Here is a 22540-nt window from a genome sequence, read left to right as displayed (position 1 = left end):
AGCTCTGTTGTTTTTAAGCGATTCATAAGATCACAAAACACCATGAATGTTCCCTCGCTTCCCACATTTTTTAATACTATTAGTTCATTGATATATAAAGGCTAATTCTGGGGATACTTTAGGGTATTATCGATGTTATTTATATTGGCTTATTTGGAACTGTTGCCGGCTATCTTCTGTGGCTTAATGGCATACGCCAACTTGGCTCAGCGAATGCGTCGTTATTTTTTAACTTCGTTCCGGTATTTGCCATGTTAACAGCATTTTTGATGGGCCAACCAATTACAGAACTACAATTAATTGGCATTATTGTTGTGATCATCGGCTTATTAATGCCACGAATTGTTACCCCAAAACGCATTCCTGAACCTTGTAAATAACAAGTAATACAGCACCAGCTCATGATATAGCGATGAGTTACCTGCAACTCTATCGCTATTTAACCGCGTATTATTTTAGGATCAACAGGTAAGTGTGGCAGTTACTCTTTAAATAGAAAGAGTTACAATAATGCATTAGCAGCACACATAAACACCAAAGAGCAAAAAAATGAAAAATAACGACACCTTTAAAACTATCGCCACCTTAATTTTTAAGCAGCTTTATAAGCAGTTTCCAACACCAGTCAATTTAGATCCGAAAGCTATTATAGAAAGTGCATCAGCAGAGCAAATCGAATCAGTTAAAGGCACAATTGCGTTTCTTAACTACGAAGGCTATATTTTTGCTACCCCAAGCGCGACTTTTTTATTAACTGAAAAAGGCTTTGATCACGCTTTATGTCCAAAGTTTTAAATATTAAATCAAGACGTTAGCCTATAGTTTACTAAAGCTAATCACATAAAAAAGCCCTAGTTGACTAGGGCTATTAAATACAATTTACTGTTCTACTTTGTTTTTTTATCTTTATCTAAACGCTTTTGTAAGCTCAATGCTGCATCCGCTGCAAGTATGCGCATAAACTCAGAGCCATTGCTTTGCTCGCCCTGCCCGGCACCTATTACAATTTCAGGCACTAAACGACTATTACCTAAACTGGTGAATAAAGCAGTTTGAATTTTAACTTCAGCTTTTAGTGTTTCATCAAACACATACTTAGGATCAAGGGCTGCCGATTTAGCTCGTTGACGCGCTTCGGCAAGTACATCCATCCCCATCGCTTCTAAGCGCTGCTGTTTTAAGATCTCTGCTTGCTCTTTAGCCAATTCAGCTTTCACCGCTACGCGTTGCTGCGCAGAAATAATTGCATTCGCTTTTACTCGTTCAGCATCAATTTGTTCTTTGATTTTTAACTTTTCTGATTCTGCGCGCTGTTTAGCAATCGCTTGTTCACCTAGAGCAACTTCAGTACGGGCTTGTTGTTCAGCTTTTTTTAAATTCTGTCTTGCTAAAGCTTCATCAGCAGCCGCTTGCTTTTGTGCCTCAAGTCTTGCATTAACCTTACTTTCGTAGTCAATATCAATAATACTGGCGTCAACCACTGTAATACCATACGCACCTAAAATAGGCGCATTACGTAATGCATTACCTTCTGAATCCTTTTTGATATTGATCGTGACACGTTGCTGTTTACTCAAATTATTTAACTCATCCGTTTTATCACGTTCACCGCTACTAATAATTTGTTCAGTCACAAAAATACCATTAGTAAGTTGATCTGCAAAATCTTGGCTTAATTGACCATTACCACCAGAATAATGCTGCTCTACAGACATCATCCGCGCAGATGCCTTTACATTTTCAGTGGTAGCGCGCATTAATAAGTTTGAGATCAAGGTTTCTTGCGAACCAAACTCTTCATGGATCTTAAGTAATCCACGTAAAGAACCAGATTCACCAGCAGGCACATTACCAGGTAACCTAAATCGCGACACCCCTCTTGCACCGCCTGTTGTTGTATCTAAAAATCGAATCGGAATTAGAGGCACAATGGCGCTTGCTGTAGCACTACTGTCGCCAGTAAAGTTAATTGAAATAACTTTTTTATAAGCAGATGTAGAACCAAAAGCTTTTAAATAAGGTCCAGCCTGATCGATAACAGTTAAGTTACCCGTAAATGCCGATTGATGAACTAAACGTTCATCAGCTTCATTCCATGAAATAACTTGCGACATAAGCGTAGCAATTACAGCTAATACTATAAAAATAGCACTCACTAAAATCACATTACGACGACCAAATCGACTTATAAAAGAACTTTTATTGCCTTGAGGGGCTACAGCTTGCTGACTATCCATTTTTATTACTCTCCATATCTAATTTTTTCTTAACAAAGTAAATAATTTCTTGCTCACTTAGTTGCCCGCAAAAACTACCAGAGCGATGCAACTCGATGAAAGTTGTTAAAATATCTTCTTTGCTTTTAAGCACTTCATTTTCGGTTTCTTGGGTTTTATTCTTTTCTGTTAGCTGGGTAATTAACTCATCTACAATCGTGTCTTTATCAAATAACACATTGTATTCTTTAGATTTATTAATCCTATTTTTATGCATATTACTGTAAATTATATACAAAGCAGCGCACAAAATAATGATGAGTATCGTTATCCCAATAAGGTAAAAAATCATAAAATCTACTTATATTGTTTTAATATTGGGGGGTTGGTAATAAGTGTAAAAATGGTTTACACCTGTTAAGCCGAGTATTATACAAGGTAACAGGAACAAAATGCAGGTTTTAAAATACCAAAAAGAAATATAATTTCTCTAATTGTATAAGTAATAACATATAAGTGAGTTTTACGGTTGGCTCAGAAGAGAAACACTTTAAAAAACAAAAAACCACGTTGGCTTAGCCTAACGTGGTTTTGTCTTTAATCGTTTATAAAAACAATTATAAAGAAAGGTATTCTTTAGCGCGCGTCAGGTTATGAGACACCATTTCGCTATCCGCGATTTGTGCAGCTTCGTATAAATCAGAAAGACCAGCCGTATCATTTTTTGCCAACATGCGGGACACGCCACGGTTGCTTAATGCAAATGATGTTAGCTCGCGAACTTTCATACGTGGACCATTACTTTGCTTTAGCAATGCAATTGCTTTGGTACAAATTTCATCTGCTTGTGCATAATTTTTTGATTTCACATTTAATGCGCAGTTATTAAATGATTGTTCAACTGGCTGAGACGCTGCCGCATTATCAATAATCATTAATTTGTAATCACTTTGATCAGCCATAACAGCCGCTGAGCAAGTAAATAATGAGCCAAGTGCGATGGTTTTGATTAGTGAACGTTTCATGATTATATTCCTATTTGGTTTGAGTCGTGTCATGTCGTCTGGGTTGCCGACAACTGAACTTTAGAGTGTAGGCTCAATTTCGACAAACGATAAAACTAAACCCGATAGGTGAAGAAAATTAACTTATAGACTTTAGTCTAATAAACGAACTGATATTCTATTTATTAACGGCATTAAATTGTTCATATACGCCTGACAATGAAATATTACTGGACTTGTACGTAATCGCTATTAGTATTGAATATAAGATAAGTTATGGACTTTATATATTTAGTTTAAGCAACTTAATTATAAAATTTCTTTTTAAGTTGTAATTATGGGATCCAAGTTCAGTGATGGTGATTTTTTTAGAGCCTGAAGCCAAGTTCATCCACGGTTCGTATGTAGTAGCCCGCCTAGATGACGACAACCAAGCCACATTTAAACAGCTCATTATCGAAAGTGGACACAAATTCTTAAAAGCCGCCAACCCCAACTGGCCCGAGCAACTAATACCAATTAATGGTAATTGTACACTGGTAGGTAAGGTAATCTTTACGGGTAAGTCTTTGTAGAGTCAGGATGACTAACATGCAAAATACAAATATTTTTAATATATTCATCTGTTTACTATTAATATTAATAGGAGCAATTATAGATGAAGTACCGTCAATACTTTCAGGAGGCTATTCAGCTTTACTAGATATCATCAATACGCATCTTAAACCTTTCTTTTTTATACTAGCTACTTATTTAACTATTCGTTTAGGGCTTAAAAAGTTTGGTAATGAAGTTCTCGCAACTTGCACTATAACTTCCGAATACTTCAAACCTGATTACATTAGCTCAGTGGTTTTAACTAACTGCAAAGACAAACCGTTAGTTATTAAAAGTATATTGGCGGAGTTTAAGGATAATAGTCACATAGAACTAATTAAATTCAAAGAACCATTGGTTATATCTGCTCACTCATCAAACAAAGTAAAAATACCTCCATACAGTAAATTATCTTTAAATGGCTGTGAATACACTCCAGATCTTTTAGATATTACGATAATTCTGAAAAGTGACTCCGAATATATCAAATGCAAAGAGCCTAATATTAAGAAAAGCCTTTCATCAGTCCAAATAACAAAATCAAACAGAAAATTTAATGGCTTCATTTATAATGAATCTCTTAAATATGCACTTCTCTATTCTGAAAATGACAAGGCTTACACCGCTTTTATTGCAGCTAACGGTTTTTTAGGCAATGAATGGGACTATGGACAATGCTTAATTGCAAAAAATGGTGGGGCTACTATTAATAATATAAGACAAATGTTAAAAGATAATGCTATAAATGAGTGGGTTCTGTATGACCCAAACAAAGATAACGGAGGAAGAGTTATTGCCTCCGGTAATAATGAGTAGAGAAACAAGCACATTTAAACAGCTCATAATTGAAAGCGACCAAAAGTTTTTAAAAGCCACCAACCACAACTGACCAGAGCAACTAATCCCAATTAATGGTAATTGCACGTTGGTTGGAAAAGTCATATTTACTGGTAAGTCGCTTTAAAACGATTAATAACAACAAATTAAGGGAATAATTATGTTTTTTCAAAAAGACGATAACAAAGCGATTATGAGAAGCTTTCTAAATCTTAAACTTTTAGAAGAGCGTGAAAATAAATTCTTTGAAAGTGACATAGCTGATGCCAATTTTGATTTGCTTAAAACTTCAGCAAGCATCATCAGCAACACATTCAATTACCCGGCCGCTTGGGACAATTATACAAAACTAAATATCGCCCTTTATGGCGAACAGTTTCTTGATTGCATCAAAAATGTTACGAATACTCCCATTAACAATGATCATTTATCCCCTCATATTCAAAAACTTTACTTAAATTCATTAAGGTTTTTCTTTGAAATAGACTTTATGTTCAAGGAAGGTGAAGATGAGCATGAAGCATTTAAAGAATCGTTTTCTGGAATTAAAATAAAAAAAGAAGCTATTAGCAATACTGTAAATGAATTTTTCGATCATGACTTTAAATTAGAGTTACTTTACATCATTAATTCAACCCCACTATTAATTACAAAAAATTTATTCCACTCCGAACAAATTAAACTTTTTCTACATTTGACGAGAAGAGATTTACTGCAGAAGAAACATTAAATAATATTGCTAGCTCAAAAGATGAAATTACAAATAAAATATCTGATTTTCAAACTGAATTAGAACAAAAAGAACAAACAGTTAAAAATTTACAAGCCACATTAGATAAGCAAGAGAATGCTTTTAACTTTGTTGGATTATACAAAGGCTTTAATGAGCTAGCAAAGCGGAAACATAAGGAAGCAATTAATACTTTCTTTTTCCTTATCGTATTAGCATTTTCATTAATTGCATTTCCTTTATCCGCTATGATTTCTATATATAACCCTAACGATATTAGTCAGAACCCTGCAATTTCTACACACCTACTAAACTTATTACCTCTTATTTCGTTAGAGATAATCTTGCTCTACTTTTTCAGAGTTGTGCTACACAACTATAAATCAATAAAAGCTCAAGTTCTTCAGATAGAACTTAGACAAACTCTTTGTCAATTTATTCAAAACTATGCTGATTACTCTAAAGAAATTAAAAAAGGTGATCCTACCGCTTTAGAAAAATTTGAGAGCTTGATATTTAGCGGTATTATCAGTGATGCTGAGAATTTACCAAGTACATTCGATGGAATGGATCAAATAGGTAAATTACTTAGTTCGCTAAAAGGAAAGGGATAACATGAAAAAGCTCATTATAGGAATTTGTATAGCTGCTGCAGTAGCTGCTTTAATCGCTATTGGTGCCTTCGCTTCTCATTTTGGATTAGGTTTTGCATTTAATATTGGTAATTGGGGTGCCGTTGGTGACTTTTTTGGTGGTGTACTAAACCCCACGTTCTCCCTACTCAGCTTAATTTTAATTGCCTATACGTTAATGCAAAATAAAAAGGCACTAGAGCAAAGTGAAAAAGCAATCGAGCAAGGCACCAAAGCAATCGAGCAAAATGAAAAAGCACTTCAAGTAAGCAATGAAGAACTTAGACTAACTCGTGACGAACTTGCCAACTCATCTGATGCATTAAAAGAGCAAGCTAGCTTATTGGCAGTACAGAGCTTTGAAACAACTTTTTTTAATATGTTGGAGTTGCATAATAAACTTTTAAGTAACATTTTTTATGACCGCCGTGACTTTAGTGAAGAAATAAGAAATGAGCTTAAAATTGATTTCATTGACGATGGGCATGGTAATGCCAAAAATGGCTTGGACTCATTAAATCGATTATTATATGCAATGAATAGCGCACACTCTAGGGCAGGTTTTAAAGTCCCTATTAGCTATATTTTTACTACATTTTATAAATACGAAAATAAAGTTTTTGGAAGTTACTGTAGAAATTTATATCAAATTTTAAAGCTAATAAAATTTGGTATAAAAGGGTTTTCTGAGCAAAAAAAATATAGCAATATCCTCCGCTCTCAACTATCAAACCAAGAGCTAACTTTGTTAATGGTCAATTGTACTAACGCTCAAGTAGATGAAGGGCAATTCAAAGAGCTCATTATTTACTTTGAATTATTTGAACACTTAGATTTTATCCACGTTATACCGTCAGATAAAAGCCCTTCATTCTTTCGAATAAAAAACCCAACTATAAATATCAGTTCAGAAATAATTGATGCCTATATCAAGTTAAATGACGGCGGTAAATTACTAAAGTCAGCATTTGGCCAAAATGCCATCTTCTTTCAATATTGTGAAGGTAAAGGATATATTTAATAAAGAAGCCCGCAAGCGCGGGCTATTTGGTCATAGGCCTTTTTCTATTTGTTTTTTTGCATAATATTCAAATGCTTTAACCTGCATTTCTTTCCAAGAATCATAGTCTGTATTTTGATTTATAAAACTATCCCACTCATCATCTGGCATTGCTTCAAAATCTTCAGCAGTTTCGACAGTAAAAGGGCTACTACTTAATAGTTTATCGAAGCTTTTGTATTTAGAGTACTTAGAAACGAAATTGTCACTCATCAATTCATATAACCCTATTGATTTTTTATTACCTAATTCCTCTAAGTTTTTAGATAGTTTTTTCAATCCGCTCATATCTGTTTTTGTAGACATGAAAACTCCCTTTTATTTTTGATTAGGAGTCTAGCTTAGTTAACGATATGAATTTATCAAATTTATTCACGAAAAAACCCGCTATTAGCGGGCTTGTTTATTAAACTCTGTTGATTGCTCTATCAGCTCATCAATGCTACTGGGTATTGCCCCTTTTGATAGCATTCTTTTAAAAACTTCATAAACATCTGTTTTGCTTCCATCTTTGCGAAGCGTTGACTGGTCATTAAACCAAGCTAGAACTATTGCTTTATTTGTACTCGAAAACTTAAAAAAAAGTCTATATCGATTAGGCATACCTTTTTTAGCTCTGCGCCAATCTCGGTTACTTTTACCTAACGTGTTGCCCAGTACAAAGTCTGGTGCTTGAGGGTCTATAAATATTCTGTTTTCTATGCAGTCAGTTACGCACTCAAATAATTTATAGATTGCAGATTCATAAAAGTGCTCTGGGTCTTTTTCAGCTTCGCGTTCGACCTGATTTAATACTTCCGTGTATCTTTGTTCGAATACGGTATGCCAATATTTTTCCCAGTGCATTTACATCTCTATTAATTCGTTATTTTGACGTGCAACGAGTGCCTTGTGCTTGATTGCTGCGATACGATCAAATACAGAGTCAGGAATTTTTTTTACATTTCCTGCTTCAATGTCTGCATCAAGTAAATTTAAGAACTGCTCTGTTGCTGCATTCTCTTTTTTTACTTCGCTTAATTGGATAACTTTATTTTTCATTACAGCCCCATTCTTAGCTATAAATAAAAGCCATTTTAGTTTAATAAAAAGCCTATTAATTACATTGTTGGGAGCCCATTAACTGTACCCACAACCAAATTTCTGGGTGTCATTAACTGTACCCACAACCAAATAGTAGCATATTGGCTCACAAAACAGCAAGAGACACTAGGAGACTACAATAGACAACAGTGATAACTGTAGATAACAAAGGTCAGTTTTATGATGCCATTCAATGTTTGATAACCTATGTATTTACACAGCTAATTTTATTCTTCTTTATATAAGTTTAAATCAATGGCTGATGTACTGGTCTCGAATGAAAACTCTTCGTTATATAAGGATTTATATTTAATTTTCACCCTGCAATTAGTAACAATTAGATTAATTATCTTTTTAAACCTATCCGCTGGTATGTCACTTAATCCATCAGAAACTACTGTTAAGTCTATCAATTTAAATATTTCATCATTTGACATGCCGAAATCACTGCCAAGATTAGTTATTTTAAAATGATCTTTATGCTTAATGTATGGCTTTACTTTACCCCTTAACTCTTCATCTGTTATTTCTAGTCCTGCCCAGAAGAACTTAAATGTTTTAACTTTAGCAACTCCATGACCTTTATTACGGATTGAATATGTAAAGCATTTATCACCTTCATCCATAAAATCATAAATTAATGGTTGAACTGATAGCTTGTTATGCTTTCTGCTAATCCAAGCTTGGTGTACCGCAACAAAAAATGCTAAACACGCGATTAACGTACTCCAATCAAAAACAAACTTGATGATTTCTTTGCTTTCTTCCATTTTAATTTTACCCTTTTTTGTTAAGTGATTCTAAGATAGCACTATCAATCAGCTGGCAATAAAGCTCATACCCTTCTGCTTGCTCTTTTATCCAATCGTGTTTGTTGTATACGGCCATTACTCCGCGCATTGTATGACCTAGCATTTTTTCGGTTACGTGTGGTGCAACACCATTTTCGCTTAGTAAGGTTGAAATGGAACGGCGGGCATCGTGAGGTAGGAACTTAGGCGTTTTATATTTTTCAAACAGGTGATCCCACATTCGACAGCAATAGCGGTTAATGCTGTGGGTAGTCATTGGTTTGTTTGGTTTACTGCCCGGTATTAAGTACCCGCTGCGGCCATACACCATGGCAAGGGTGTCTAAGATATTTTTCATTTTGGTTGATATTGGCCGGCGGATTGCTTTATTTGTTTTTGAATTTTCAGGTGGTACTGTCCAAATGTTGTTTTCAAAATCAAAATGTTCCCACTTAGCTAAACGAACCTCTGATTGCCGTGCACCCGTTATATAAATTAGCTGCAAACATGCTTTGGTTGCTGGCGTTGCTTTTGAGCTTTCGATTTGAATCCATAGTTTTGCAATTTCGTCAAAGCGCATTACTCGCTGGCCTACCGATGATTGCTCGCCTACATCATTTACTTTTAGTGTTAGTACGGGGTTAAATGGTTTTACATCACCGCGCTTTTCAGCCCAGCCGATTATAGATTTTATGCGTACTAATATTGTGCCGGCAGTTTTTGCACTACCCTGCGCTTTTACATCATCAAAATATTTTATCCAATCTTTAATGGTCATTAAATCAAGTGGCTTGGCTTCATCATTTAAAAATGGCAAAACCCATTTGCTGACTTGATGTGTATAAAGTATTTGTGTTTTTTCTTTTAGGTCCGGTACTTTTTTTTCAACCCAATCGGCTGCAACCTTTGCCATTGTAGGTAAACCTTTAGCTTCATTGCGCATAAGTTTTAACTCTATGCGTGGATCTTTTCCTTGGCTGAGCCAGTTTTGAAAGTGAGGTATGTAGTCTTGTGCTTGTTTAATGGTTAAACCAGGATAACGGCCAAGCGAGATAATGGCCTGTTTACCATCAACACGGCAACGGTATTGCCATGTAATTGTGCCTTTAGCTGATACCCTTACACTTAAACTATCTCTGTGCGATAATACGCAAGGTATTTGATTTTTATCTAGCAGCTTTCTTAATTTGGTGTCGCTGATCGCCATTTAATTTTTTATACACAGTTAGCAAAAAATTTATACACGATACTATACACACAATGCGCAGATTGCAACATACTCGAAAATACAAGAACAAATGAAAGCGCAGTAAAAACCCGCATAAATAAAGGGCTAAGAGACAGAATGAGCGAACCAACATATTACGAAAACCAACCTACGATATACTGGCACGATTATGAGACCTGGGGGGCGAGTCCGCAAAAGGATAAGCCGAGCCAGTTTGCGGGTGTTCGTACTGATCTTGATTTAAACATTATTGGTGAGCCGTTGATTGAATATTGCAAACCTGTGGCTGATTATTTACCGCACCCTGAGGCATGTTTGATCACCGGTATTACTCCGCAAGTGGCGATGCAAAAAGGTTTAGTTGAGGCTGACTTTATTGCCAAAATTCATGCTGAGTTTAGTGTGCCGAATACCTGCGTGGCCGGTTATAACAGCATTCGTTTTGATGATGAAGTAAGCCGTTACAGCTTTTATCGTAACTTTTACGACCCTTACGAACGCGAATACAAAAACAATAACAGCCGCTGGGATATTATAGATTTAGTGCGTGCTTGTTATGCGCTGCGCCCTGAAGGTATTGAATGGCCGTTAAAAGAAGATGGCAGCCCAAGCTTTAAGTTGGAACATTTAACGGTTGCTAACGGCATTGAACACGCTGCGGCGCACGATGCACTAAGCGATGTAACCGCGACGATTGCTTTGGCTAAACTAATAAAAGAAAAACAGCCTAAACTGTATAACTTCTTTTTTAGTTTGCGCGGTAAAAAAGCCCTAGCTGAGTTAGTTGATGTATTTAATATGACACCGCTGGTGCATACTTCATCACGTATTCCTGCGACCCAAGGCTGTACCAGTTGGATTGCGCCAATGAGCTTTCATCCGACTAATAAAAATGCAGTAGTGTGTTTTAACTTAACCGAAGATCCACAGGTATTACTCGATTTATCAATTGAAGAATTGCGCACCCGCCTTTATACCAAGCGCAGTGAGCTTGCCGATGATGAACTGCCTGTTGGTTTAAAACTGGTACATTTAAATAAATGCCCTATTTTAGCGCCGGCTAAAACCTTATTACCTGAAAACGCCGCCCGCTTAGGCATTGACCGCGAGCAGTGTTTAAAAAATCTTGCGATTTTAAAAGCCAACCCAAGTCTTCGCGATAAAGTCACTGAAGTATTTAACGATAAGCCCGATTACGGTAAAACCACCAATACTGATTACATGTTATACGACGGCTTCACCAGTCATGCTGATAAAGCTAAATTTGCCATTATCCGTGATGCCAGCCCTGAGCAATTAGCGGGTATGAAGTTGGATTTTGAAGATAAAAAGTTTGATAACTTATTGTTTAAATACCGTGCCCGTAACTGGCCGCAATCACTTAATCAAGATGAACTTGATCAGTGGCGTCAATATTGCCAAAACAAATTAATGCATGGTGAAGATCAACCATCGATCAGCGCGCAAGATTTTATGGTTACACTAGAAAATCTCGCCCATGAACATGACGATAATGAAAAAAATCTGACTATTCTAAAAGCGCTTTATAACTACGCGCAAAGTATGTAGTTTGCAGAGATTTAAAGCCGCGAGAAAAGTTTTCGCGGCTTTTTACTTTAAAATTCAAACTCTAGGGCAAGGCGAAAACTATGATCTTTACCTTGTTGGCTCAGCTCTGTCACAAATCCTGCTTCCCACTTTAGTTGTCGCTTCGCTGAAAATCGATGCAGGCCAATAAAACCAGGGCCAATACCAAAGAAGTCTTCTCCGGCGTATAGCTCTAATGCAGGCTGAAACTCAGAGCGAAAACGATAGCGATACTGCGCGCGAAACTCAGTTTCCCATTCGTTTTTAATATCACCGCCCCACTCGTAGACTAAAAATGCATTCATGGTGAGGCTAGTCCGACCAAATTCTTTTTCCCATAAAAAGCCAGTTGTGGCTTCATAACTATCTTTGCCTTCTTGCTTTTCAAGTTCAAATAAGGCGCCCCAATCAGCCCACAGCCGCCCTTGCTCCACCAACTGCCAACGCAGTTCTAGTTCGTAGGCTGAGAAGCCAAAGTTACCGTCGTCATCACGTTCTCCAACCGCATAACCTTCCAAACTCATAGTGTCGTTAAACGAGCCACCTAAGCCAATTCGTTGGGCTAAAATATTGCCCTTATCTGTTTGATGAGAGATCAAACGCCATTCAAATTCGCGCTCAAATGGTAGTACGTAAGGGTGGTAAACTTTATCTACGACTATTCCATCGGCTCGCACATTAAACGATGCCATGAACAAAAGCGAAGTTAAGCACCACGCGAGAATAAATCTCATGATGGCTCCTTTTGAGAAAATTGCCGAGTAAATACTATACTGGTGCCAATAAAGGCTAAAACCGCCACTAGATAAAGCCATAATGCAGTTTTGCTTGGCGTTGCTTCATAGCCGACTAAGGCTTTGAGTACACGGCCTAACTCTGAGTTTTCGACTAGCACTGCACGCCAATCAAAGTAGTTGGACGTAATATTGATCAAGTCAATTTGGCTGGCCAGATCTAATACTATCAGTAATTTTGCCGAGGCATTAAAAGCCAAAAACAACATCAGTGGATACACACCAAATCGTGCTCTAACACTATGCAGTAAAAATAATAGCAACACACCAAAACTACCACAGATCCCTATTCCCAAAGATGTCCCTATAAGCAAAGGTTTTGCTGTATCGGTGTTATGCCAAAAACCAACCAGATAAATAAAATAGTGACTCAAATACAGCGCCATAACCGCAACTATTGCAAGCAATGCGAATATACGCTGCTGTTTACAACTTATTAGTGATGCAATATACACAATGACACATAACAGCATTTGACTAAACTCAAGGCCGCGATGATCAAATAACTGGCTCAACCAAGCGGCACTTTGTACATAAATAATACTACAAAGCAGCCCAACAAAAGCGGTCACTATCAGCACACGCTGGTTTAGCTTTAGCAATGACTGTAACAGCACGAGTAAAATCACGACTGGTAACAGCTGATTTATACTCATCAATAAACTAGTTATCAGCATCAGTCTTTCCTTCTACTAATACTGCACCACGGGCTGTGTTAGGTGAAAACTCGCCAAAAAACTCATAACGCCCAGGGCTCAGTGGCCCGATATAAATCACACTACTACGATTAGGATACAGCACTTTTTCTCGATTTAAATCAAAACTGTCAAACTCTTCTGGCGTACTATCTTGATTTTCAATTAAAAGTTTTAGTTTAGTATTGGCCGGAACAATGATCTCCGCGGGATAAAAAAGGTGATCTTTTAAAATTAATTTATATTCTTTAGCAAAACACGAAAATGGTAATAAGCTAAATAGCAGCAGGCTGATAAACCCTAACCAGTTATTCACTCTCTGCTCCTTGCATAAATTCTACTCGTACTTGTAAGCCGCCTAATTCACTGTCGGCTAAAGAAATACTTGCATCATAAATTGTTACTATATGTTCAACTATCGCCATACCTAATCCGGCACCTTGCTCTCCAGAGGGGTGTTTATCACCTCCAACACGGTAAAAACGGTTAAAAATTCGTGCTTTATGGGCATCATCAATGCCAGGACCTGAGTCATCAATCTGCCAACCATACGCATCTTGCTGATTGCTTAAGCGGATCACTATATTGCCACCACTAGGCGTATATTTTATGGCGTTACTTAATAAATTACTAAATAAGGTTGCCAAGGTAAATTGGTCACCATTAATAACATAATCATCGCCTTCAATACTGATCATATGTTGTTTTGCATCAAGTCGTTCGTATAGCTGTGCAACCACTTGTTGACTGACCTCTAGCACTGAAATTGGGCTAAATTGTGCCTGCCATTGCTCTGGATAGGTGCGTCCCAAAATCAACATTTGCTCAACAATATTACTAAGTTTATCGATACCTTGCGCCATTGCATCAAGTTCCAAGCAACCATCACCTTGTGCGCGTAGATTATGAACATTTATTTTTAAACTACTTAGCGGGGTGCGTAATTCGTGGGCAGCATCTGAGGCAAAAAAGCGCTCTCTTAAGTAGGCACTTTCTACACGTTTAAACAGATCATTTAACCGTGAGATCACCGGTTTAATTTCGTATTCGCTCACTTGCCAATTAATGGCAGTAAAGTCATTGGCTTGTCGCGTTTTTAATAATGTTGAAAGGCGTGTTAAGGGCCTCAATCCTTGTTTGACAAATAGACTGATCAACACCGCAAGCAGTGGCACACTCCAAAGCAAAGGTGTCATTGCTGACAAAATCATGGTCTCACTAAGTTCATAACGTTTACTCAGCGGCTCAGCCACCAGCACTTGTTTTGTATGCATGGTTAATCTGAATACTCGCATCCGCTGTCCGGCTAAGTTTTCAACACTAAATCCATTCAGGCTTGGTTTTTGCGCCAGTTCAGCTAATGATTTAGACGCGCTAAGCAAATTGTTATCTTGCCAAATTTGAAACAGTAATCGAGTTAGATCACTTCTTAACACTGGCTTGTCGCTGTGTATAGGTTGCTCGATCAGTACATGAGCAATGGTTTGCAATTCGTTATCAAGTAGCAGCTCGGCCTGGCTCATACTTTCGCGGTAGCCTTTGCTGAATGCCAAAAAGCAAGTCAGGATCACCGTTGATAAAATAATCAGCGTTAATCTGCGTTTAATTGACACTAACGTTTACCTACCACATAACCTATGCCACGTAAGGTTTTAATTAGATCTTTAGGGAGCTTTTTACGTAGATGATGAATATGCACCTCAATAGTATTTGAACCTACTTCTTCGCCCCATTCATATAGTTTGCTCTCTAATTGTTGTTTGGACAATACGCGCCCTTGATTTTCAAAAAGCGCTTTTAGTAACATAAACTCTTTACGCGGCAGGTTTACCGGTTGCTGATCAAGTGTGACTGTAAAAGCGGAGGTATCCATTTCTACATTTGCTACATTAATAGTACTTGATTGCGCATGAGTTACGCGCCGACTAGCGACTCTTAAACGGGCAAATAATTCAGCAGGATCGAATGGCTTAGCTAAATAATCATCAGCACCTAAATCTAGCCCTTGTACTTTGTCGTCAATACTACCGCGTGCCGTTAAGATCACTACAGGTAAGTTAGGGCGATGCTTTTTGACGTGTTTTAATACATCAATGCCATCGCCATCAGGTAGTCCTAAATCAAGCACGAGTAATTCTATTTCATCATTTTCGAGCCATTGCATGGCTGATTTTATACTAGCACAGTGCTCGACACTGTAACCTTGTTGGCGAAGTGAACGACATAATCCTTCAGCCACTAACTTATCATCTTCAACCAGTAGTAAATGCATATTATCTCTTAAGTTTTTTATCTACTTTTGCCAACAACTGGGTGATCTCTTGCTGGCGGTATAAATCCGCTTTTGGTCTATCAGGGCGTGCAGGAGCCTGTTGAGCGGCAAGTAAATGTGTTTTTGCCTTTTTGTATTCCCTTTCGTCGTACAAAAATGCCGCGTATAAGTAATTACTATCGATACCGTTTGGATTAATAGCAAGCGCTTGGTTAAATAATTTATTCGCTTTGTCATCATCACCAAATCCAATTGGCCAACCCGGTACTTTACTATAAAGGGTCGCTAAACTGGTGTAAGCAGAGCCTGATAACGCATTGGCATCAATTTCTATGGCTTGCTCTAACTGTGCTTTAGCATCTTTTGCTAATCCTAATGCACCTAAGCCGCCTTTTGCCCCAGCATAACTAGATAGCACAATACCATACCAAATATGGCTTTGTGCCTGATCATCATAGGTCTTTGCAAACTCAGCGGCCTGCTCTGATAACTTTTCAAATGCATTGAGCTGCGCTTTATCTACTAATTCATAATTCACAGTTGCCCAACTTGTTTGCACCTGAGTTAATTCGCTAGCAAGATCGGCATGCGCTGCGCTGGTTAAAAATATCCCAGTTAACAAGCAGCTAGTATAAAGTAGTTTAATCATAGTCATTCACCTTTATCAATTTTATCTGCAAAAAAACTTTTAATTTTAGGAAGTTGTTTTGCAATTGCGTTATCTACTAAGGATGGAAAAGCACCATTTAGTTTGACAAATAAGCGTTCTGGAAAACCAATGTAACTGCGTGAATTTCCAGATTTCAATAATGAAATAAGCGCATCTGCCACTTTATCAGGTGGATCCATTGTATTGCCTAAAGCTTTATTCATCGCGCGTACTTGCACTGAATTGATATTTGTATCAGTTGCTCTAGGTGCTAAATATAATATTTTTACATCACAGTGACTGAGTTCGCGGGCCAGCGCTTCGGTCATTCCTCGTAAACCAAATTTACTTGCGCAATATAAGGTTTGATAAGGGTAACCAATACTACCAAACGATGATCCCACATTAACAATTGAGCCTTTTTTAGCTAAAATTTGTGGTAAAAATAGTTGGCATAACTTAATTGGCACCGACAGATTAACGATCAGTAAGTCATCTATTTGCTGCTCCGTCATTTCACTAAAACCTTGCATCACATTAATGCCAGCGTTATTGATAAGCATTGTTGCACCGCCAAGTGATTTAGCATGTTCAAGTAATTTTTGGCGAGTCTGTGCTGATGTTAAATCACCAATAAATATCTCACAGTCTTGGCCACACTTAACCTGTAATGCCTCTAGCTGTGCTTGTTGACGACCAACTAACAGTAAACGCCAGCCATGCTGAATCAACTTTAATGCCACGGCTTGACCAATTCCGCCTGTCGCACCTGTTAACACGCAAAGTGGACGGTTCATGCAGTTTGCTCCAAGTCGCTACTTACAAACTGTGGATCTGTATCTAATTCACGAAAAATATTGCCATATAACTTATAAAAACATTTAGCGGCATGCACAATCGCTTGTTGATCTGCAGGAAACTCTATTTTATTCATCAGATCTTCAAAAAACTTCACATGCTCAATATCCAAAGCCCCATGAGATGTTAAATAGCTAAATGCCTTGTTAGGTAATCCGGTCATATTGGCTATATTACTTGCCGCATTATCGGCTAACGCAATTGAAGTACCTTCGAGTACATGCACCATGCCAAAAAATGCCAATGGATTACCACGATTAATTGTATCGTAGGCATAAGCAACCATTAACTCGGTGGCAAATTTGGGAGCACTTTGACGTACTTGTTGTTTATCAAAACCACAGGCTGCAATATCATTGAGCACCCACTCTTGATGACCAATTTCTTCTTCTATATATTGTGCAACAGCCTCGCGGATCCACTCTTGTTCAGTCGATAATTTCGCGCCCACGGCCATCATTAATGGCACCGTATGTTTGACGTGATGATAGGCTTGAGCTAAAAATGAAGCATACTCAGTTGTGCTTACTTGCCCCTTGAATACTCGAGCAATGATCGGTGCAGCCAGTAAATACTCGCGTTCTGCTTGGGTTTGTGATTTTAATGTCTCGAAAAAATTGCTCATAATATTGCCTCACTGTACAGTGCTGTTAGTTGTGCATGATAATAGTTTGCTATTGCTTGGCGTTTAGGGCGGTTATTACTGGTTAATAATCCCCGCTCTGCAGTAAGTGGTTCAGCTAAGCGATGAAATGTTTTAATTTGGGCATATTCAGGTAATTGTGCGTTAATACCTCTACAATGCTCGGCTAATACCTCATCAGTCATATTTACTGATGCATAAATAAGTGCTACTAAATGCGCTTTACCTTCACCAAAGACAACAGCTTGTTGTACTTCACTGTTACTGAGTAGCAAAGATTCAGGCCACTCAGCGCTGATGTTGCGCCCAAAACTAGTAATAATTTGGTTTTTTAAACGCCCCTTAATAGTTAACCGACCTTGTTGTTGATCAACCAAATCACCGGTTGCATACCAACTCGTTTGATCATGGGGTTGTTGACCTAAATAGCCTAAAAATAAGGGTCCTTTAATAAATAGCTGCCCGTCTACCAGTTTGCTTTGCAAGTGATTTAACACCCGCCCTGCACACTCTATGTCATCATCATTTGGCGTATTTAAGCTCACCACTGATGAAGCTTCAGATAAACCATAACCTTGATAAACTGGTAACCCTAAACTACGCGCCACAGTGATCAATTCACTGCTGAGTACAGCGCCACCAACGGCAATAAATTTCAGGCTCTTTGGTACTGTCCATCCCTGCTTGGCAAACCAAACTAAACAGGTCAATAATTCTGGCACCAAAATAAGCGTATTCGGTTGCACACGATCAATGGCATTGATCAGTTGACTGGCATCATTTAATTTTGCCCCAGAGAAGCCTAATTCTGGCAGTGTCATAACATGCACTTCACCTGCGGCTAATAACGGTGCAAAAACCCCTGCAATGTTTTCAAGTAATACTGGCAAAGGTAATAAACACAGATGTTTTGGCTGTTTTATCGCTATTTTTTTATGCAATGAGGTCGCCACTTGTAATTGACTTTGTAAAGATAAACACACTCCCTTTGGCTCACCGGTAGAGCCTGAAGTAAACGTCACTTTTTGGGTATCTGTAAAAAATGTTGTAGGGCTCGACGCGCTTACTTTATAGATATAAAGCGGGTAGCGGGTTAACACGCTCAAGGTCGCAATACATTCTAACCCGTCAAGTTCACAGGGGGTGTCGCTGATAAAATGCGAAACGCCGCTTTTATTCACGCTATTAGTTAGCTGTTGTGGGCTAAAAAAGGTCGGCAGCGGAATGCTTACTTGTTGTAACTCAATCAATGCAAAGTCAACAATTAACCAAGCAGGCGTATTGTCCATTACAAACGCCACGGCTGACATATCAAGCGCTTTAAAGTCGATAATTAACTCTGCCACTGCTTGCATCAGCATCTGTTTACTGATCGGCTGCATTTGTTGGTCATGATGATCAACAATCACAGTATCAAGCGCTGCGTGTGGTAGTTTCGATAAAAACCCCATTATGCCTCCAATTGCGATGCTAATTGGCAACTCGCTTGATGATAGTGCTGTTTAATATTAAACAAATGAGGTGTGTTTATTACGCAATCATGAGCAGCCGCTAAATCTACCACACACAGTGTTGGTTTATTTTCATAATAAGTCCCCCAATCTGCTGGGTTATCAAGTGCCTGACTATTGGCTAATGCAATTTCAGTGCAATTAACTGAGAGCATTTTTAATAATGCTCTAACCTTTGCAGTGGCACAAAATACCAAACGTTTTGCGCCAATTTGATAAAGTGCTTCATTCATTAGTACAAAATGAGCGAGAGTCGCTTTGCGATTTGTTGAGCATAAATTACCAAGCTCGTAAATATCTTCCCTCGGTACATCAACAAAGTATTCAATCGGCTCTGGTAAGTATTGCTCGATAAAAAGTGATTGAGTCGCAACTCTAAGTCCCAGCGTGCAAGAATCAGCGGCAATACTTAATTGGCATAACACCGGCATAAACTGCTTAATATTGGCGCCGTAAGCGCTGGCAAAACTCGCTTTAACGACTTGCTCTAATTGCACACGAAATGGCATGTTTGCATTAGCACACACATAATCATGTGTGTTGGTAACAGGCAAGTTAGTAACTTGAAGTGATTGCATAGTGTTCGCTCTTTTTAGACTATGGGTAAAATCTAACGAGCAAAACTTAAATAAACCTTAAGAAAAATTAATTTTTATAAAAAAACCCAAACAATGTTTGGGTCAGTGATTACGTAACTGGAGATTTCAGGAATAATAAGCCACATCTACCCGCTAATTGCGGGCTTATGCAAGTAAATTTAAGACAGTTAGCGTTTAATTTACTTGCTGGAGATAGACTTATTATCCGACGCTCTGATTATCTATTTTTTATGTAACGCTTCGATGCGCGCCAATAAGCTTGATGTGTCAAAACGCCCACCACCAAGTGCTTGTACGTCAGCGTAGTACTGATCGACCGTCGCGGTCATTGGTAAAGTGGCACCATTATTTTTTGCTTCATCTAACGCAATACCTAAATCTTTACGCATCCAATCAACAGCAAAACCAAATTCGTACTCACCTGCCCACATGGTTTTGTAACGGTTTTCCATTTGCCATGAACCAGCCGCACCTTTTGCAATCGTCTCAATGACTTTTTCGCCATCAAGGCCTGCTTGTTTTGCAAAATGTAAGCCCTCGGCCAAGCCTTGCACTACACCAGCGATACAAATTTGATTAACCATCTTACACAACTGCCCAGAGCCAACCTCGCCAAGTAACTGGCTAAAACGGCTAAATGCCGCCATAACTGGTTGTACTTTTGCAAATACTGCTGAGTCGCCACCAGCCATGACTGTTAATACACCATTTTCAGCACCAGCTTGACCACCCGATACTGGCGCATCAATAAACGCAATATCTTTTAGTGCCGCATTAGCGGATACTTCGCGCGCAACTTCGGCTGAAGTCGTAGTGTGATCGACTAAAATAGTGCCTGCTTGCATACCTTTAATCACCCCGTCAGCACCATAAACGACTGAGCGTAAATCATCATCGTTACCTACACACATAAATACGATATCTGCATGTTCTGCGGCTTTTGCTGGCGTTAATGCCACCTGACCTGCGTATTTTTCTGCCCATTGCTGTGCTTTTGCTGTGGTACGGTTATACACGGTTACTTGATGACCGGCAGTTGCTAAATGACCCGCCATTGGATAACCCATTACACCTAAACCGATAAATGCGACTTTCATTGACATAAAATTGACCTATTTCAGTGGTAACTTAAAAAGATAATTTGATTATCTCAACCGAACAGTAAAAAAGCGAATGAAAAAGTCTTCATTAAATTTCTTCATGGACGACACAAAATAGGTAACCTATGGATAGCATATATCAATTCAGTGCCCCGCTTTATAACGGCGAAAATTTTGCCTTAAGTCAGTTAAAAGGCAAAACGATTTTAATCGTCAATACCGCCAGTAAGTGTAACTTTTCGGTGCAGTTAAGCGCACTCGAGAAACTATATCAGCAATATAAAGCGAATGGTTTTACTGTGCTGGCATTTCCGTGCAATCAATTTGACTACAATGAGCCAATAGACAACATTGATATTAAAGACTTTTATCAACAACAGTTTAATGTTAGTTTTCCTGTGTTTAGTAAAGTAATGGTCAATGGCCCTGATGCTCACCCGTTATTTAACTATTTAAAAGCACATACCCGAGGAATTGCACAAAATCGTGCTATAAAATGGAATTTCACCAAGTTTCTAATAAACTCTGAGGGACAATTGGCGGTACGTTATGCACCGCGCACTAAACCCGACACCTTAAAACAGGTCATAGAGAGTAATATTAATGATGCAACTAACGGTAGCGCTTTTCAGTTCGCAAAAATATGAACATGCATCTTTTGATGCCTGTTTAAACAATCAAACACGCATCAAATTAACCCGTTTTGAACAATCTCTTGATGCGAAAAGTGCCATACTTAGCCAAGGCTTTGATGCTGTATGCGTATTTGTAAACGATATCGTTGATAAAACGGTTATTGATCAGCTTGCTCAATTCGGCGTGAAATGTATTTTATTACGCTGTGCTGGCTTTAATAACGTTGACCTAGCTGCGGCAAATGCCCATAACATCAAAGTATGCCGAGTACCCGCTTACAGTCCTGAGGCAGTTGCAGAGCACTGTGTAGCATTAATACTTACCCTCAATCGCAAAACTCACAAAGCCTATAACCGTATCCGTGAAGATAATTTTGATTTAAATGGCTTGCTTGGCTTTAACTTATTCAAGAAAACCATTGGTATCATTGGCTGTGGAAAAATTGGCTTGGCTTTAGTAAATATACTCAATGGCTTTGGTGCAAATGTATTGGTTTGCGACCCTTATGCAGTACCAGGTAAGTATACAATTTGTGATCTAGACACTTTATTAAGTCAAAGCGATGTGATCTCTTTGCACTGCCCGTTAACCGAGCAAACTCATCATATGATCAACGAACACGCTTTTGCCAAAATGAAGCAAGGGGTGATGCTTATAAACACTTCCCGCGGCGCATTAGTTGATAGCAAAGCCTGTATTGGCGCACTTAAAACTAAAAAATTGGGTTATTTAGGGCTAGATGTGTACGAACAAGAGTCAGAACTATTCTTTAAAGACCGCAGTGATGAAATTATGCAAGACGATGTGTTTTCGCGTTTGGTAAGTTTTCCAAACGTACTGGTCACCGGCCACCAAGGCTTTTTTACCAAAGAAGCATTGAGTGAAATTGCGCAAATCACCGTAAATAATGCACTTGAGTTCGCTAATAACCTACCACTAAGTAATGAAGTTAAATAAGAGGTTGATTTAGGTGCTAGATGCTAGATGCTAGATGCTAGATGCTAGATGCTAGATGCTA

General features: G+C 38.3%; 28 protein-coding genes and 1 pseudogene. 10 read left to right on the top strand and 19 right to left on the bottom strand.

Translation table 11 applies throughout. The features are described 5' to 3' along the window. Nucleotides 1–125: 125 nt before the first annotated feature. Together H5200_RS20490 and H5200_RS20485 are read left to right on the top strand one after the other, a co-directional pair. On the top strand, nt 126–380 hold the full coding sequence (locus tag H5200_RS20490; protein ID WP_182762426.1) for an EamA family transporter: 255 nt from the start codon (nt 126–128) through the stop codon (nt 378–380). Between the two features lie 169 nt (nt 381–549). After that, nucleotides 550–795, top strand: coding sequence for a hypothetical protein (locus H5200_RS20485; protein ID WP_182718880.1), 246 nt, complete (start codon nt 550–552; stop codon nt 793–795). A 92-nt stretch (nt 796–887) separates the two neighbouring features. Here H5200_RS20485 and H5200_RS20480 read toward each other — a convergent pair whose 3' ends face one another. The 3 genes from H5200_RS20480 to H5200_RS20470 form a co-directional block, all read right to left on the bottom strand. Continuing rightward, a complete protein-coding gene (locus tag H5200_RS20480; protein ID WP_182762420.1) occupies nt 888–2237 on the bottom strand; it encodes an SPFH domain-containing protein in 1350 nt (449 codons plus the stop codon). Then, the gene (locus tag H5200_RS20475) at nt 2230–2568 is read right to left on the bottom strand and encodes a methanolan biosynthesis protein EpsI (protein ID WP_145233034.1); all 339 of its coding nucleotides are present in this window, start codon (nt 2566–2568) and stop codon (nt 2230–2232) included. The genes H5200_RS20480 and H5200_RS20475 overlap by 8 nt, the downstream gene beginning before the upstream one ends. A gap of 265 nt (nt 2569–2833) precedes the next feature. Beyond that, on the bottom strand, nt 2834–3241 hold the full coding sequence (locus tag H5200_RS20470) for a hypothetical protein (protein WP_182762418.1): 408 nt from the start codon (nt 3239–3241) through the stop codon (nt 2834–2836). A gap of 338 nt (nt 3242–3579) precedes the next feature. Here H5200_RS20470 and H5200_RS20465 point away from each other — a divergent pair. The 5 genes and pseudogenes from H5200_RS20465 to H5200_RS20445 form a co-directional block, all read left to right on the top strand. Beyond that, nucleotides 3580–3795: pseudogene (locus tag H5200_RS20465) on the top strand (S24 family peptidase); the annotation flags it as partial. Nucleotides 3796–3811: 16 nt separating this feature from the next. Continuing rightward, nucleotides 3812–4633, top strand: a complete 822-nt coding sequence (locus H5200_RS20460; protein WP_182762417.1) for a hypothetical protein — start codon at nt 3812–3814, stop codon at nt 4631–4633. A gap of 181 nt (nt 4634–4814) precedes the next feature. Then, on the top strand, nt 4815–5384 hold the full coding sequence (locus H5200_RS20455) for a hypothetical protein (protein ID WP_182762414.1): 570 nt from the start codon (nt 4815–4817) through the stop codon (nt 5382–5384). A 344-nt stretch (nt 5385–5728) separates the two neighbouring features. Continuing rightward, nucleotides 5729–5998, top strand: coding sequence for a hypothetical protein (locus tag H5200_RS20450; protein WP_182762412.1), 270 nt, complete (start codon nt 5729–5731; stop codon nt 5996–5998). Nucleotide 5999: 1 nt separating this feature from the next. Beyond that, nucleotides 6000–7037 (top strand): putative phage abortive infection protein, encoded by a 1038-nt coding sequence (locus H5200_RS20445; protein WP_182762410.1) that lies wholly within the window; start codon nt 6000–6002, stop codon nt 7035–7037. 30 nt (nt 7038–7067) lie between these two features. Here the strand turns inward: H5200_RS20445 and H5200_RS20440 are convergent, their stop codons facing one another. The 5 genes from H5200_RS20440 to H5200_RS20420 form a co-directional block, all read right to left on the bottom strand. Beyond that, the gene (locus H5200_RS20440) at nt 7068–7382 is read right to left on the bottom strand and encodes a hypothetical protein (protein WP_182762408.1); all 315 of its coding nucleotides are present in this window, start codon (nt 7380–7382) and stop codon (nt 7068–7070) included. A gap of 84 nt (nt 7383–7466) precedes the next feature. Continuing rightward, nucleotides 7467–7922: a type II toxin-antitoxin system YhaV family toxin gene (locus H5200_RS20435; RefSeq protein WP_182762406.1), complete on the bottom strand. Its 456-nt coding sequence runs from the start codon at nt 7920–7922 to the stop codon at nt 7467–7469. Then, nucleotides 7923–8117 carry a hypothetical protein gene (locus H5200_RS20430; RefSeq protein ID WP_182762403.1) on the bottom strand — a complete coding sequence of 65 codons (195 nt, stop codon included), beginning with the start codon at nt 8115–8117 and terminating at the stop codon, nt 7923–7925. A 269-nt stretch (nt 8118–8386) separates the two neighbouring features. Next, nucleotides 8387–8929 carry a hypothetical protein gene (locus tag H5200_RS20425; protein ID WP_182762402.1) on the bottom strand — a complete coding sequence of 181 codons (543 nt, stop codon included), beginning with the start codon at nt 8927–8929 and terminating at the stop codon, nt 8387–8389. A 7-nt stretch (nt 8930–8936) separates the two neighbouring features. Beyond that, nucleotides 8937–10157, bottom strand: coding sequence for a site-specific integrase (locus H5200_RS20420; protein WP_182762400.1), 1221 nt, complete (start codon nt 10155–10157; stop codon nt 8937–8939). A gap of 138 nt (nt 10158–10295) precedes the next feature. Here H5200_RS20420 and sbcB point away from each other — a divergent pair, with 138 nt between their 5' ends. Next, nucleotides 10296–11747 (top strand): exodeoxyribonuclease I, encoded by a 1452-nt coding sequence (gene sbcB / locus H5200_RS20415; protein ID WP_182739172.1) that lies wholly within the window; start codon nt 10296–10298, stop codon nt 11745–11747. Between the two features lie 47 nt (nt 11748–11794). Here the strand turns inward: sbcB and H5200_RS20410 are convergent, their stop codons facing one another. From H5200_RS20410 to H5200_RS20360, 11 genes are all read right to left on the bottom strand, one after another. After that, a complete protein-coding gene (locus H5200_RS20410; RefSeq protein ID WP_246175522.1) occupies nt 11795–12457 on the bottom strand; it encodes a hypothetical protein in 663 nt (220 codons plus the stop codon). Between the two features lie 38 nt (nt 12458–12495). After that, nucleotides 12496–13236 (bottom strand): iron transporter, encoded by a 741-nt coding sequence (locus tag H5200_RS20405; RefSeq protein ID WP_182762398.1) that lies wholly within the window; start codon nt 13234–13236, stop codon nt 12496–12498. Next, entirely contained in the window at nt 13223–13549 is a 327-nt protein-coding gene (locus H5200_RS20400) for a cupredoxin domain-containing protein (protein ID WP_310737054.1), read from the bottom strand. Before H5200_RS20400 ends, H5200_RS20405 begins: the two co-directional genes overlap by 14 nt. A gap of 13 nt (nt 13550–13562) precedes the next feature. Then, complete coding sequence (locus tag H5200_RS20395) at nt 13563–14867, bottom strand: ATP-binding protein (RefSeq protein WP_182739170.1); 1305 nt, start codon at nt 14865–14867, stop codon at nt 13563–13565. Continuing rightward, nucleotides 14867–15526, bottom strand: a complete 660-nt coding sequence (locus H5200_RS20390) for a response regulator transcription factor (protein ID WP_182719149.1) — start codon at nt 15524–15526, stop codon at nt 14867–14869. Before H5200_RS20390 ends, H5200_RS20395 begins: the two co-directional genes overlap by 1 nt. A gap of 1 nt (nt 15527) precedes the next feature. Next, nucleotides 15528–16181: a hypothetical protein gene (locus H5200_RS20385; RefSeq protein WP_404936383.1), complete on the bottom strand. Its 654-nt coding sequence runs from the start codon at nt 16179–16181 to the stop codon at nt 15528–15530. Continuing rightward, nucleotides 16178–16972, bottom strand: coding sequence for an SDR family oxidoreductase (locus H5200_RS20380; protein WP_149980955.1), 795 nt, complete (start codon nt 16970–16972; stop codon nt 16178–16180). Before H5200_RS20380 ends, H5200_RS20385 begins: the two co-directional genes overlap by 4 nt. Beyond that, nucleotides 16969–17658 carry a TenA family transcriptional regulator gene (locus tag H5200_RS20375; protein ID WP_182762392.1) on the bottom strand — a complete coding sequence of 230 codons (690 nt, stop codon included), beginning with the start codon at nt 17656–17658 and terminating at the stop codon, nt 16969–16971. The genes H5200_RS20380 and H5200_RS20375 overlap by 4 nt, the downstream gene beginning before the upstream one ends. After that, nucleotides 17655–19127 carry an AMP-binding protein gene (locus H5200_RS20370; protein ID WP_149980953.1) on the bottom strand — a complete coding sequence of 491 codons (1473 nt, stop codon included), beginning with the start codon at nt 19125–19127 and terminating at the stop codon, nt 17655–17657. The genes H5200_RS20375 and H5200_RS20370 overlap by 4 nt, the downstream gene beginning before the upstream one ends. Next, complete coding sequence (locus H5200_RS20365; RefSeq protein ID WP_182762389.1) at nt 19127–19765, bottom strand: thermostable hemolysin; 639 nt, start codon at nt 19763–19765, stop codon at nt 19127–19129. Before H5200_RS20365 ends, H5200_RS20370 begins: the two co-directional genes overlap by 1 nt. Nucleotides 19766–20007: 242 nt before the next feature. Then, nucleotides 20008–20889: an NAD(P)-dependent oxidoreductase gene (locus H5200_RS20360; RefSeq protein ID WP_145233016.1), complete on the bottom strand. Its 882-nt coding sequence runs from the start codon at nt 20887–20889 to the stop codon at nt 20008–20010. Between the two features lie 122 nt (nt 20890–21011). On the opposite strand from H5200_RS20360, the gene H5200_RS20355 reads away from it, so the two are divergent. Both H5200_RS20355 and H5200_RS20350 read left to right on the top strand, forming a co-directional pair. Next, nucleotides 21012–21533, top strand: coding sequence for a glutathione peroxidase (locus H5200_RS20355; protein ID WP_145233015.1), 522 nt, complete (start codon nt 21012–21014; stop codon nt 21531–21533). Further along, a complete protein-coding gene (locus H5200_RS20350; protein ID WP_182762422.1) occupies nt 21493–22479 on the top strand; it encodes a 2-hydroxyacid dehydrogenase in 987 nt (328 codons plus the stop codon). The genes H5200_RS20355 and H5200_RS20350 overlap by 41 nt, the downstream gene beginning before the upstream one ends. Nucleotides 22480–22540: the final 61 nt, after the last annotated feature.

Source organism: Pseudoalteromonas sp. SG43-7, assembly GCF_014164295.1.
GTDB lineage: Bacteria > Pseudomonadota > Gammaproteobacteria > Enterobacterales > Alteromonadaceae > Pseudoalteromonas > Pseudoalteromonas rhizosphaerae.
Note: the sequence above shows the minus strand (reverse complement) of the source record. Positions and strands in the feature narration are given on the sequence as shown.